This window comes from Paraburkholderia sp. EG286A (genome assembly GCF_040965375.1).
In the GTDB taxonomy this organism is placed as follows: domain Bacteria; phylum Pseudomonadota; class Gammaproteobacteria; order Burkholderiales; family Burkholderiaceae; genus Paraburkholderia.
In genome coordinates this window covers 137,284-149,823 of record NZ_JBFRCB010000012.1, presented here as the reverse complement: position 1 = coordinate 149,823, position 12,540 = coordinate 137,284, and the positions used below count along the sequence as shown (strand labels likewise).

General features: G+C 63.3%; 11 protein-coding genes and 2 pseudogenes. 7 read left to right on the top strand and 6 right to left on the bottom strand.

Going from position 1 to position 12,540, the window contains the following annotated elements; genetic code table 11:
- Position 1 precedes the first annotated feature (1 nt).
- The 4 genes and pseudogenes from AB4Y35_RS38100 to AB4Y35_RS38085 all read left to right on the top strand — a co-directional run.
- A complete protein-coding gene (locus AB4Y35_RS38100; RefSeq protein WP_368692873.1) occupies positions 2-337 on the top strand; it encodes a Rieske 2Fe-2S domain-containing protein in 336 nt (111 codons plus the stop codon).
- Positions 338-356: 19 nt separating this feature from the next.
- Complete coding sequence (locus AB4Y35_RS38095; protein ID WP_368692872.1) at positions 357-671, top strand: MmoB/DmpM family protein; 315 nt, start codon at positions 357-359, stop codon at positions 669-671.
- 331 nt (positions 672-1,002) lie between these two features.
- A pseudogene (locus AB4Y35_RS38090) lies at positions 1,003-1,211 on the top strand (IS5/IS1182 family transposase); the annotation flags it as partial.
- A 172-nt stretch (positions 1,212-1,383) separates the two neighbouring features.
- A pseudogene (locus AB4Y35_RS38085) lies at positions 1,384-1,947 on the top strand (toluene monooxygenase); the annotation flags it as partial.
- A gap of 270 nt (positions 1,948-2,217) precedes the next feature.
- Here AB4Y35_RS38085 and AB4Y35_RS38080 read toward each other — a convergent pair.
- The 6 genes from AB4Y35_RS38080 to AB4Y35_RS38055 form a co-directional block, all read right to left on the bottom strand.
- Positions 2,218-3,621 carry an MFS transporter gene (locus AB4Y35_RS38080; protein ID WP_368699418.1) on the bottom strand — a complete coding sequence of 468 codons (1,404 nt, stop codon included), beginning with the start codon at positions 3,619-3,621 and terminating at the stop codon, positions 2,218-2,220.
- Positions 3,622-3,732: 111 nt separating this feature from the next.
- The gene (locus AB4Y35_RS38075) at positions 3,733-5,319 is read right to left on the bottom strand and encodes a bifunctional 3-(3-hydroxy-phenyl)propionate/3-hydroxycinnamic acid hydroxylase (protein WP_368699419.1); all 1,587 of its coding nucleotides are present in this window, start codon (positions 5,317-5,319) and stop codon (positions 3,733-3,735) included.
- Entirely contained in the window at positions 5,316-6,191 is an 876-nt protein-coding gene (locus AB4Y35_RS38070) for a fumarylacetoacetate hydrolase family protein (RefSeq protein ID WP_368699420.1), read from the bottom strand. Before AB4Y35_RS38070 ends, AB4Y35_RS38075 begins: the two co-directional genes overlap by 4 nt.
- A 53-nt stretch (positions 6,192-6,244) precedes the next feature.
- On the bottom strand, positions 6,245-7,165 hold the full coding sequence (locus AB4Y35_RS38065) for a VOC family protein (RefSeq protein ID WP_368708501.1): 921 nt from the start codon (positions 7,163-7,165) through the stop codon (positions 6,245-6,247).
- 1 nt (position 7,166) lies between these two features.
- Positions 7,167-8,183, bottom strand: a complete 1,017-nt coding sequence (locus AB4Y35_RS38060) for an amidohydrolase family protein (protein ID WP_368708500.1) — start codon at positions 8,181-8,183, stop codon at positions 7,167-7,169.
- Between the two features lie 14 nt (positions 8,184-8,197).
- Positions 8,198-8,623: a heme-binding protein gene (locus AB4Y35_RS38055; protein ID WP_368699422.1), complete on the bottom strand. Its 426-nt coding sequence runs from the start codon at positions 8,621-8,623 to the stop codon at positions 8,198-8,200.
- A 171-nt stretch (positions 8,624-8,794) separates the two neighbouring features.
- On the opposite strand from AB4Y35_RS38055, the gene AB4Y35_RS38050 reads away from it, so the two are divergent.
- The 3 genes from AB4Y35_RS38050 (at position 8,795) to AB4Y35_RS38040 (ending at position 12,046) form a co-directional block, all read left to right on the top strand.
- Complete coding sequence (locus AB4Y35_RS38050) at positions 8,795-9,520, top strand: GntR family transcriptional regulator (protein ID WP_368699423.1); 726 nt, start codon at positions 8,795-8,797, stop codon at positions 9,518-9,520.
- Between the two features lie 188 nt (positions 9,521-9,708).
- The gene (locus AB4Y35_RS38045; RefSeq protein WP_368708499.1) at positions 9,709-10,836 is read left to right on the top strand and encodes a porin; all 1,128 of its coding nucleotides are present in this window, start codon (positions 9,709-9,711) and stop codon (positions 10,834-10,836) included.
- Between the two features lie 76 nt (positions 10,837-10,912).
- Positions 10,913-12,046, top strand: a complete 1,134-nt coding sequence (locus tag AB4Y35_RS38040) for a methyl-accepting chemotaxis protein (protein WP_368708498.1) — start codon at positions 10,913-10,915, stop codon at positions 12,044-12,046.
- The last annotated feature ends 494 nt before the right edge of the window (positions 12,047-12,540 follow it).

Here is a 12,540-nt window from a genome sequence, read left to right as displayed (position 1 = left end):
CATGAAGTTTCGGAAAGTTTGCACTCTCGATGACCTGTGGGAGGCGGAGATGACCGAGGTGGAAGTGGATGGCCACGTGATCGTGTTGGTACGTCCCGAAGGCGGCGAGCCGCGCGGCTTTCAGGGCATTTGTCCGCACCACGACATTCAGCTCGTTGAAGGAAAATTCGATGGCCGCGTGCTGACGTGCCGGGCTCATCAGTGGACCTTCGACGCAAATACGGGCAAAGGAATCAATCCGGGTGACTGCCGTCTCGCCGAATATGCCGTGAAGCTCCAAGGCGACGATGTTCTGATTGCCGTAGAAGGCGTTCATGCGCTCTTTGCCCATTCCTGAGTCCGCAGGGGAACACAACATGAACATTGACAAGACCGCCGAAGCTTACCGTAACAACCGCGTGGGTCCGGTGCTTCGCGCGAGCAGAATCACGGCCGGCGTCATCGAAGCCGCGCACGAGGACAACCCCGGCAAGGCGATCCGCGTGGACGACAAGCTCGCATATGTGCGCATCGACGCGGACGGCGAACTGATCCTATGCCGCTCGACGTTGGAGGGAGCGCTGGGTCGGCCGTTCAGGATGTCCGAACTCGAAGTCAATCTCAGCTCGTTCGCGGGCCGCATCGAGACGACCGACGAGTATGTGCGTTTTTACTACGAAAAGACGCTTTAAGGAAGGTCAGCCGGAGTCCTGGCATCGACGCCCGTTCAGCTCTCTTGGAAGCATCGCGAATTAGTTGGGTAGAAGTGTAATGTCGCAGTTCGCTCGATCTTTCAACCAAGCCTCCGAATCTCTCGACACGATGCGGCGTGGTACCTTGGTCGGAGCCGATTTGCGCTGATCGAGCCGCATTTATGCGCCAGGCAAAAACGGACGACCGCTTTTCCCGATCGCGACGATGCCGCAAATTCGGTTTATGGAGCATAAGGTTCGCTCTGTCGGACCCTGCAATGGAAGAGGCGCAGTATCGCGAGTTGCTGGGTCTCGATGGCGGCATGGTGCACTGAACCAGAGCGATTGTCTGGACGCTATGCACCATAAGATCGACCGGCTCAAGGCAAAGATCCGTGCCAAGATTGAACATCCCTTTCCCATCATCAAGCGACAGTTCGGCTATGCGAGGGCCCGCTATATGGGGTTGGTGAAAATGCCGTCCAGACCACGACGCGGTCTGCTCTTAGCGATTTATGGATGATGCGCAGAGCTTTGCGAAACACTGAAGATCTGCCCGTGCAGTTATATGTTTCACCGGCACGGCAACTGACGGGTGACTCTGCCGGGAAATCTCCACACAAGAATGTCGTCGCCGTTCAGACTGCGATGAGCGTGGAGGATCACCGCTCCGAAAGCGACCTCTGCAACCCTTCCTTAACTGGAGACAATCATGACGCAACCCGAAGTCCTCAAGCCACTGAAAACATGGAGCCATCTGGCGGCCCGGCGGCGCAAGCCAAGCGAGTACGAGATCGTCACGACCAATTTGCACTACACGACCGACAATCCCGATGCGCCGTTCGAGCTCGATCCGAACTTCGAAATGGCGCAATGGTTCAAGCGAAACCGCAATGCTTCCCCGCTTACTCGGCCCGACTGGAATGCGTTCCGCGATCCTGACGAGCTCGTCTACCGCACCTACAACATGCTCCAGGACGGGCAGGAAACGTATGCCTTCGGGCTGCTAGACCAGTTCTCCGCACGCGGTCACGACACCATGCTCGCACGCACCTGGGCGGGCACGCTCGCGCGCCACTACACGCCCTCCCGCTTCCTGTTCCATGCACTGCAAATGGGCTCGGCATATCTGACCCAGATGGCGCCCGCTTCCACGATCTCAAACTGCGCTGCTTACCAGACAGCGGACACTCTGCGCTGGCTCACTCACACGGCGTATCGCACCAAAGAGCTGTCGCAGACGTTCGGCGACCTCGGCTTCGGCACTGACGAGCGGTACTAGGGGTATTCGTACCTTTCGTGCAATTTCTGGCGCTTGCGTCCTCTGACGCCCCACACGACGGGGCTTTACTGGCAAGTCAGCGAGGCAGGACAAGAAGGAATTCAAGGCGCTGATTTATAACGATTTTTTCCGCAGGACCGCCAGAAATTGCACGAAAGGCACGAATACCCCTCTTCGGGCGCATCGCACGCGTCTCGATGCAGAAGGCCGCCTCGTTGGGCGGCCCTGGTATCCGAAACGATGTGGCCGCTCCGTCTTCGGCGCTCAGCCCGCCACGCCGGGATCGTGCCGCGCGTTCGAGGCCAGCGCCTCGTCGTCCTGCGCACTCACGGCGTTCCGCGGCGATCCCGGCAATGCTGCGATTTCCGTTCTGCCCAGCGCGATGACGCCCGCAGCCAGGATCAGGGCAGCCGTGAACACCGCGAACGTCCACACCGGATCAGGATTGATGGAAGCGACGATACCCACGATAACAGGCCCGAGTATGCCGCCAATCCGGTTCAACCCGACCGCGACGCCCATGCCGGTCCCGCGGATTTCCGTGCGGTAGCACATGGCCTGATAGTTGTTCATGATCGCCTGCGCACCGAAGATGAAAAAGCCCACGCAGGCGATCAGTACCATCGAGCCATCCTTGCCGAGCGTAACGGCAAGCGCCGCCATGAAGAACGCCGCGACGATATAGCCGACGATCATCGCGCGAATACGGCTATGCATGCGGTCGGCGAGCCAGCCCATGGAGATGCCACCGAACACCGAAGCGACCATGACCACCGTGCCATACCCAAACGCCGACGACACGCCACCGCCCTTGTTCACCACCATGGTCGGCAGCCAGCCGGTGAGACCGTGGATGCAAAAGAGGCTTAGCGCGCCCGCGACCCAGTGAACCAGCGTGTTGCGCCGGTACTCCGGCGAAAGCAGATCGCGCACCGAACCCGCTCGCGAAGCCGGCCGCATCGGCAGGATATGCCCTTCACGGTAGTCGGATTCGCGCTCGGGGCGGGCGGCTTTCAGCAGCGCGAGCACCTCGTCGTTACGGCCGCGCAGCGCGAGATACTGCGCCGATTCCGGCAGCCACTTCGTTGCGGCGGCCGCCACCAGCGCGGACAGCACACCGACGAAATAGAGCGATTGCCAACCGAGATGCGGCGTGAGCGTGAGCCCGGCGATACCCGCGAAAATACCGCCCGCCGAGAACCCGAACTGAAAGACCCATGTGGCGAAGGTGTTCGCGTTGCGGCGCGGCGCCCACTCGTTGATGCAGGTGAGCGCGAGCGGCGTGACCATGCCGAGCGCCGTGCCCATCAGGAGGCGCGCGAGCGCGAAGCTCGTCGCAGAGTGGACGACCGTGGCAAGCAGGCCGCTCGACAGCGTGAGCGTCCAGAGCGCGCCGAGCATCACCTTGCGCCGGCCGATACGATCCGCGATCAAGCCCTGGAGCACCGAGCCGATCGACAGCCCGACAATGCCGCTCGAGAGCATGATGCCGATCATTTCCGGCGACGGCTGCCACTGGTGTCGCACGAGGGGAATCACATAGGCGGCGTTGAACAGATCATAGCCGTCGAAAAACATGATGAACGCGACGAGTACGGCAAATCGCAGATGGAAGCCGCCGATGCGCGCCTGCGCTAGCTCCTCCCTGACATTGATCGGTGTTGCCAAGGTTGTCTCCGTATGGTTGGGTTACGTACCCGTGCCGCCTTTTCCTGGCGGTCTGATCGCGGGCTGAAAGAGCTTTTGAACAGGCCGTTGTTCACGGTCTGTTCGCGAGCGTTAGCCGTGCAGCGCGACGTCGAGCTTCGCAAGTGAGTCAGCGAGACCCGCCGCATCGCTTGCGACGCCGTACACGTAGTGGTCCGGACGCACGATCGCCGCTCGGCAGCCGTTGCGCTCGAACCAGGCGGCGAGCACGCCGTCGATCTCCGCGACCCTGCGCGTGTCGGGCAGCACCGCCGCATGGTGGACATCGCCGTCCGGGGCAAGCTCGACAATCTGCGCGCCGATGCGGGCCGCCGCCTGCTGCGCGTCGCTCGACAGCGGCTCGCCGCCCAGCGTCACGACGCGCCAGTTGCTGCCCGCGACGACGTCGAGCAACGCGGCATCGTCGGCGTGCTGCACGCGTGGTTGCGGGAACAACGTTCCGTTGGCCGCGTGCGTGGCATGCGAGAGCAACCCCGCGTCAAGCTTCGGCACGATGTCCTGGCGCGCGATCGTCTTCACTTCGCCGCCCGCTTCGCGCAGCAGCCGCGCATCGCGTTCGCGCGCGGCGGCCACATCGCGTTCGCAGATCAGCTTGCCGATCTCCTTGATACGCGTGGTGAGCTGGCGCACGTGCAGGCTGCGTTCGGCCTGGTAGCTGTCGAGCAGCTCGGACTGTGCGCTGCCCGCCATCACGGCGTCGAGCTTCCACACGAGGTTCACCACGTCGCGAATGCCCTGACACATGCCCTGGCCGATGAAAGGCGGCTGCTGGTGCGCGGCGTCGCCACCGATGAACACGCGTCCACGGCGCCATTGCTTCGCAACGAGTGCGTGGAACCGATAGCTTGCCGCGCGCCACAGTTCGCCGTCCTCGCGCGTGAGCCAGCGCGAGAGCAGCTTCCACACCTGCGCGTCGGCCTGCATTTCGCGCGGGTCTTCGCCGGGCATCAGCATGATTTCCCAGCGGCGATGCCCGCCCGGCCCGACGATATACGTGCAGGGTCGCGAAGGTTCGCAGTACTGGATCGCGACCTTCGGCAGCTTTTCCATGCCGCGCTCGTTCACGCGCACGTCCACCACGAGCCAGGGCTCGTCGAACACGAGGTCTTCGTACTCGATGCCCAGTTGCGTGCGCACCGTGCTCGATGCGCCGTCGCAGCCGATAAGGTAGTCGCAGGTCACGGTGCGCGTGGCGCCGGTGTCGTCCCTGAGATGAACCGTCACGTTCTGCGCGGTTTCCTCGAAGCTCACGAGTTCCGTGCCCAGCGCAATTTCAACGGATTCGTAAGCGCGTGCGTGCTCGCGCAGCGCGGCCTCCACGGGCGGCTGCGTGAACACCATCGTCGGCATGTAGCCGAGCGGCCAGGGCTGCCCCACCGTGTCGATACGCTTGATGAGCTGACCGTCCACGCCGTAGTATTCGGAAGGCGGGAACACGGCCACGTGCTCCGTTATGCGCTCGACAACACCGAGCCCCTGGAACACGCGCATGATTTCATGGTCGACGGCGATCGCACGGGGCTTGTCATAGACTTCGCGCGCGCGGTCCACGCACAGCACCTTGCGGCCGCGCTGGCCGAGCAGACCCGCTGCCACCGCGCCGGACGGCCCGAAGCCGACCACGACCACCTCGTAATGGTTGGTACGTTCCATCGTCATGCGCCCGCTTCGTTCTGCTCGTCCTGCACCGTGTTCTGCAGACGGCCCACGCGTTCGATGTCCACTTCCACACGGTCGCCGTGCTTGAGCCACACGGAAGGATCGCGCGCCCAGCCCACGCCGGCAGGCGTGCCCATCGCGACTACGTCGCCGGGTTCGAGCGTCATGCATTCGCTCAGCAGCTCGATGGTTTCCGCCACGCCCCAGATCATGTCGGTCGTGCTGGCCTGCTGCATGACCTGGCCGTTAAGGATGAGGCGCAGCTTGAGGCCTTCCGCGCCCGGCGGCAGGTCGTCGGCGGTCACAAGCCACGGCCCGAAGGCGCCCGTGCCGTCGAAGTTCTTGCCGATTGTCCATTGCGACGTGCGCTTCTGATAGTCGCGCACGGAAACGTCGTTGAAGCATGCATAGCCATACACGTAGTCGAGCGCATTCTCGCGCTTCACATGACGCACACGCTTGCCGATCACGATCATGAGTTCCGCTTCGTAGTCGAGCTTTTCCGAAATGCGCGGGCGGATCACCGGGTCTTCGTGTGCGATCAGCGAAGTTGCGCCACGGAAGAAGATGAGCGGATAAACCGGCTTGAGATTGCCGCCTTCCTTGGCGTGATCGTAGAAGTTGTGGCCGAGGCACACGATCTTGCCCGGTTCCGGCACCACGGGCGCGAGCTTGAGCGACGCATACGGCGCACGATGCTCGCCGCTTGCGATGGCGCGCTGGGCCGCGGCGTTCAGGTCGACGCCGGCCTTGAGCGCCGCGCGCAGATCGGCGGGGACCGAAGCGTCCGCCTTGTTGAGGTCGACGACGTCGTCGCCGTCGATAACGCCAAGGCGCGTCGTCTCGCCCGATCGGAAGGTAACCAGTTTCATGATATCTTGTCTTTTTGAGAAAAATTGATTCGTTATGCGATATTTATAAGGGATCAATGCGGTTCGGTTGTTGAAGTTTCCGGCGCACGAAAGAAGATGTTCTTTTGCGCAGCCTTCATCCGCTCCGAGGGGTTGCGTCCCACACCCCACTGGTCGATGCGTCCCGGCGGCCATTTCCAGTCGTCGGGGCCGCCCGTGCGATAGGTCTCGTCCACTTGCTGCACTTCGGCGGTGTATTCGATGACGAAATTGAACGGCCCCAGAAAGTAGGCGAACACATTGTTACCCGGACCGTGGCGGCCCACGCCCCACTCGATCGGATAGCCCGCGTCGTTCATGCGCCCGCCGCCGCGCATCACCGAATCGAGGTCCGGCATCACGAAGGCGATGTGATTGAGGCTGTTCTCCTGCGCGTCGGCCAGCGCAATGCTGTGGTGGTCGCTGCCGCAACGCATGAAGGCCATGATGCGCGTGCGGTCCGAAAGCCTGAAGCCCAACGCCTGCTCGAAGAAAGCCTGCGCCACCGCGACGTTCTCGCTGTTGAGCACGACGTGCGTGATCTTGATCGGGTGGTCCTTCACCGGCTCGGTGACCGCGTGGCTGCGCTCGCCTGCAATGAACCGCAGCGTCCGCCCCTGCGGGTCCAGCACTTCGAGCAGCGTGCCCGCACCCGGCATGGTCGTGGGGACCGGGCCGCTCAGCACCGTGCCGCCGTGCGCCTCGACCGCACGCGCGATCGTGTCGAGATGCGCGATTTCGGCCACATCGAATTCAATGGCGCGGACGTCCGCGTGCTCGCTCTGCGTGAGCGTGAGGATGTGATGCGCTGCGCCCGTGCCACGGAAATACACTTTCTCCGGGCGGCGCGTGAGTTCCTTCAGGTGCCACGTCTCTGCATAGAAACGCGCGGCGAGTTCGAGATCCGGCACACCGATCTCGATGCCTCTGAGGCCCGTTACGAGGCACTGCGTCATGTCATGCTCCATTCCTGATGCCCAGGAATTCCCGGGCGTTGCGATAGATGAGCCGTTCGGTTGCGGCCGCGTCGAGGCCGAGCGCTTCGACGCCGCCCACAGGGTCGCGCTCGCGGAACGCGAACGGGTAATCGGTGCCCAGCATGATGCGCGTGTCGCCGAAGGTATCGACGAGATGGCGCAGCGTGGCCGGGTCGAACACCAGCGAGTCGTACCAGAGGCGGCGGGCCTGCTCGTGCGCGCTTTGCTGCAGCGTCTCGCGCAGCGGTTCGAACACGCGGCTGGCTTTTTCGAGGCGCGGCAGCAGCGAAGCAAGCGTGCCGCCGCCATGGCTGAACGCAATGCGAAGATTCGGATGGTTGACGATCAGATTCGACGTAATGGCCGAAGCGGCGGCTAGGCCCACGTCGGTGGGAAACGCCAGCGCCTGCACGAGCTGCGCGGGACCCACGAGCCGTTCCTTGCCTGCGGGGCGCAGCGCATGCACGAATACGGCTGCACCGAGCGCCGCGGCTGCTTCGAAGAAGGCATCGAACTGCGCCGCGCCAATGATGTTGCTGCCGATCTCGACACCCGCGAAGCCCGGCGTGGCCATCAGGCGCTCGAGCTCGCGAATCGCCATATCCACGTCTTGCAGCGGCACGGCGCCAAGCCCGACCATGCGACCCGCGCTCGCGTCGGTCATCTGCGCGATTGTGTCGTTGAGGTATTGCAGCAGCGGCAGCGCGTCGGGCGCGTCCATCCAGTACGACAGCAATTCGGGCATCGGCGAGATCGCCTGGATCGCCACGCTCTGCGTGTCCATGTCGGCGAGACGCTTTTCCGTGTCCCAGCACAGGTCGGAGACCGTGCGATAGATCTTCTCGTCGATCACCACATGGCGATGGCAAGCGTGCGCCTCGCGCATGGAAGGCCAGTCGCCCGGCGCCTTCGCGCCCAGATAGCGCGGAAACTCCGCGGGCACGATATGCGCGTGAACATCGATGCCATGACACGCGCAGCGGTAGGTAGGTTGCATTGCGAGGAACCGCCTTACCGGTGCGAGAGGCCTGCGTTGCGCAGACCTTCGATGCAGATGGCCTCGTCCTCATCGCCGGTGCCACCACTCGCGCCAATCGCGCCAAGCACCTGGCCGGTTGTGGAAACGATCACGACCGCGCCGGTCTGCGGGATGAACTTGCCGCCCGCGGCCGGTGCGATGGCGCCAAAGAACACCGGGTTGGCACTGGCGCGCTCATGCAGCGTGCGAGAGGCGACGCCCATGCCGAACGCCGCGGCGGCCTTGCCGTGCGCGATCTCCACACGCAGTGCAGTGGCGCCGTCTTCGCGCGCCACGTACTTCACCTGTCCGGCTTCGTCGAGCACGACGACCGCCATCGGCTTGAAGCTCTCGCGGCGCGCCGCAGCGAGCGCCGTATCAACGGCGCGCTTCGCCTGATCCAGCGTCAATGATTCCAAGTGCCTCTCCAGTCAGGATTTGATCTGTTGGTGATCATAATATATACAAAACAACATAGTCTAACTTTTTGTGTATTTGTTGAGGGAAAACCCCGAATCGCGGCCAGACCGAAGTGTAGCCGCCCAAATCAGATATACTTCATCCCAGATTGAATCCTAATGAGGTGTGACTTGTCCCGCATCGTGGCTAACCCAGCTGCGCCCGCAGGCACGGGGGGCGCGAGCGTCGCGACCCTGGCAACGAACCTGTATGACCGCATCCGCGCCGATCTGCTCGACGGCAAGCTCGAACCGGGGCGCAAGCTCCAGATCGAGTTCCTTTGCGACCACTACCAGGCGGGCCAGACGCCCGTGCGCGAGGCGCTGAACCGGCTCACCTCCGACGGCCTCGTCGAGCGCCGCGACCAGCGCGGTTTCGCCGTGGCCGGCATCAGTGCAAGCGACCTGCGCGAAATCACCAAAACGCGCTGCTGGCTTGAAGAAGTCGCGCTGCGCGAAGCCTTCGCCACCCGTTCGACCGAATGGGAAGAGGACGTGGTGCTCGCCTATCATCGGCTCTCCAAAGTACCGCGCTCGCTCAGCGAGAGCGAATACAAGGAAAACCCCGAGTGGGAGCGCCGCCACCGCGAGTTCCACCGCGCGCTGATTGGCGGCTGCCAGTCGCGCTGGCTCATCAACTTCTGCGAGCAACTGGCCGACCAGCTTTACCGCTACCGCCAGCTCTCCGTGCGGCGCGTGTTTCCCAAGCGCCACGAAGGCGCCGAGCACAAGGAAATTCTCGACGCCGTCGTGGCGGGCGACGCGGCCCACGCCATCCAGCTTCTCACCTCGCATTACCAGCAGACGGCGGACATCATCCTCACCGACGCCGACCTGTTCCCGCCGTCCTCCCGCTAAGCCTTTCCCCCTCCAGTGCAGCCTGTCGCCCCCCACCGGGGCCCGGCTGCGCTCGTCCGTGCCGCCAACATACACAACCTGGTGTTTTCGATAGTTTTGTATATTTTTATTGACGACAGACTAGTCCGTACACAAAACTCCTGCTTTCAGAGAGTGCCGCATCCCGACGGCACCGTTCAGGAGACTTCATGAAGCCACTGCTCGCGCCGTCCTTTCCGCTTGCCGCGCGTGTCCCGCTTGTACCGATCGCTGCGCTTGCTGCCGCGCTCGCCGCGCCCGCAGCCTACGCGCAATCGTCCGTCACGCTCTACGGCATCATCGACACCGCCATCCAGGTCGCCCGCACGGGAGGCAACACCGTGGTGCGCGAGGCGTCGAGCTCCGTCGCCCCGAACCGTTGGGGCCTCTTCGGCAAGGAGGATCTCGGCGGCGGCTATAGCGCAGTCTTCAAGCTCGAAAACGGCTTCAATCTGAACTCGGGCGCGCTGGCGAGCAGCAACACGCTCTTCAACCGCGAGGCATGGATCGGCATTCGCGGGCCGTTCGGCCAGGTCCAGGCGGGCAACAACTACACGCCGCTGTTCCTCTCGTATGTGACCTACTCGATTGGCGAACTCAATGCGCTTGCCTGGGGTAACGCCACCAACAACTACGTGTTCGTGCCTGTGGCCCGCACCGCGAATTCGATCCGCTACACCTCGAACGAACTCGCGGGCTTCACGCTGCGCGCGCTGTATGCGCGCGGCGCAAACGGAACGAGTGGTGTGCCGGCGTCACTTGGCGACACGCTTTCCGCAGGCGTGAACTTCAAGGCGGGCCAGTTCTCCGTCGACGTCGACTATCTGCAGCAGCGCTTTGCCAACACGGCGACGCTCACCGCCACGACACCGGTCGGCACGGGACGCTACTACCTGATCGGCGCCTCGTACGACTTCGGCATCGTGAAGACCGCGGCGCTCTATCAGATGCATCGCAACGCGACCGGCGTGAGCACGTCGATCTCGAGCGCCTACGCCACGCCCAACCACGACTTTTACGAAGTGAACGCGCTCATTCGCCATCTCGGCAATGGTTCGCTGCTTGCCAGCTTCGGCCAGTACTTCCTGAAGTCGGGCGGCGACGGTCATGCCACGTCGTGGGCCTTGCGCTACGACTACCCACTTTCGAAGCGCACGGGCCTCTATGCCGGCGTAGCGGGCGTGCACAATCACGGCACGACCGCGTTCACCGTGACGGACGCCGCGGGCCCCGGCATTGCCGTTGCCGCGGGCAAGAACATCACGACCGGAATTCTCGGCATCGTCCACGCGTTCTAGCCTGGAACGCCGACGATGGTGATGAAGAACGTCCGCATTCCCGCCGCTGAGCCTCGTCGTCGGCGCGGGTCTCGCCATGTCGCTGGCGATCGCCGCGACTGGCGCGGCCTGCGCCTACTTCTGCTCGGCACTGGCGCTAGACGCGTTGATCGCGGCACGAGAGCCGCGCGCCGGCGCACTCGTTGCGGCGCTTGCCAGCATGCAGCGACTCGAACACATCGCTTTGGTTTGTATCGGTATCCTGACGATAGGCAGCGTAATGGTGGCGTTCGCAGGAAGGCGGTGGCTGACCAGCAAAGTCGTTCATCCGCTCGACGGCGCCATGCGCGCGGTCAATGCCATCGCGCTGGGTGAGTTGCGCGAGACGATCGTCATCGACGACGCGACCCAGGCGCGCAAGCTCTTCGCGGCGCTCGCACAGATGCAGCAAGGACTCGTCAAGACGTTATCGCTCGTCACGCACGAGGCCGTCGCGGTCGATGCCTGCGCAACGCATCTCTCCAGCCAGAACCTGCGTCTTTCGAGTGGCACGGAGTCGCAGGCGGCGGCCATCGAGCAGACCGCGGCAACGACCCAACAGATCAGCGAAGGCGTACAGCGCAGCGCACAGGTGGCGGCCCAGACCAACCGACTGGCCGAAAACGCGTCGCAGCTCGCGAATGCGAGCCGCACGCGCGTGCGCGCGGTGATCGACGCGATGGACTCCATCGCGAACGACTCCCGGCAGATCAGCGCCGTGGTGTCAGTCGTCAACGATCTCGCATTCCAAACCAACATCCTCGCGCTCAATGCGGCGGTTGAAGCTGCGCGCACCGGCCATCAGGGCAAAGGCTTCGCGGTGGTTGCCTCCGAAGTCCGCGGCCTCGCTCAGCGCAGTGCCAGCGCGGCATGCGAAATCGAAGGGTTGATTGCCAGCGCGCGAGCGACGATCGAGCACGGCGCGCAGCTGTGTGCCGACGTGGGCGCAGCCATGGACGAAGTCGTCGCGGCCGCCCACGAAGTGGTGGAACTCAGTGACGACATGAGCCGTTCCGCGAGCGAACAAAGCCATGGAGTACGGGAACTGAACGATGCCATCAAGGAGATCGACTCTGTCACTCAACAAAACGCGCAGATGGTGCAGCATCTCGTTGAAACGACCGATGATCTCAATGGGCACGCACGCTCGCTTGCAAACGCAGTCGGCGCGTGGAGGCTCGACGTCAGCTAACCAGAATTGCTCAATGCCTCAATTAGGTACAGCCGACGGATCGGGCTTCGCTCGCGGTGAACGAAAGCTCTATCGAGCTTCTGCTTCGCAATTGCCGCGATGACGAGGACTCCATCGAAGAATTGGAAATGCTGTTTGTTCAGATTGCCCAAAGGACTCGGAGCCTCAAAAGGCGTGCCGTGCGGCGTGGCCGTGGCCGACTAAAACGCGCGACCGCGCGACATCCCCGCGTATTCAGCATCAACCCGCGTTGCAGTAGCAATTTGATCGACAGCATCGCTCCCGCGTGCCACGAGACCCAAAACTTCGTGCCGTTGACGCGCGCTGACCGGTAGCCGGGGCAGCCTCCACAGTCAACCTTTCAGCCTGCCTTCGAGAGCAGCACCCCCCGTTACTATCTTCCCGCCTCGATAATCGAGGCTTTGGCCAGCCAGGCCCGGCATGATTCTCGCCCCCAGTCGCAGTCATGATCCGGGGGGTGTTGTCACCGGGTC

Coding starts and splice junctions, on each gene's coding strand:
- AB4Y35_RS38100 (WP_368692873.1), top strand. CDS start 2: ATGAAGTTTCGGAAAGTTTGCACTCTCGATGACCTGTGGGAGGCGGAG.
- AB4Y35_RS38095 (WP_368692872.1), top strand. CDS start 357: ATGAACATTGACAAGACCGCCGAAGCTTACCGTAACAACCGCGTGGGT.
- AB4Y35_RS38075 (WP_368699419.1), bottom strand. CDS start 5,319: ATGACGATGGAACGTACCAACCATTACGAGGTGGTCGTGGTCGGCTTC.
- AB4Y35_RS38070 (WP_368699420.1), bottom strand. CDS start 6,191: ATGAAACTGGTTACCTTCCGATCGGGCGAGACGACGCGCCTTGGCGTT.
- AB4Y35_RS38065 (WP_368708501.1), bottom strand. CDS start 7,165: ATGACGCAGTGCCTCGTAACGGGCCTCAGAGGCATCGAGATCGGTGTG.
- AB4Y35_RS38060 (WP_368708500.1), bottom strand. CDS start 8,183: ATGCAACCTACCTACCGCTGCGCGTGTCATGGCATCGATGTTCACGCG.
- AB4Y35_RS38045 (WP_368708499.1), top strand. CDS start 9,709: ATGAAGCCACTGCTCGCGCCGTCCTTTCCGCTTGCCGCGCGTGTCCCG.
- AB4Y35_RS38040 (WP_368708498.1), top strand. CDS start 10,913: ATGTCGCTGGCGATCGCCGCGACTGGCGCGGCCTGCGCCTACTTCTGC.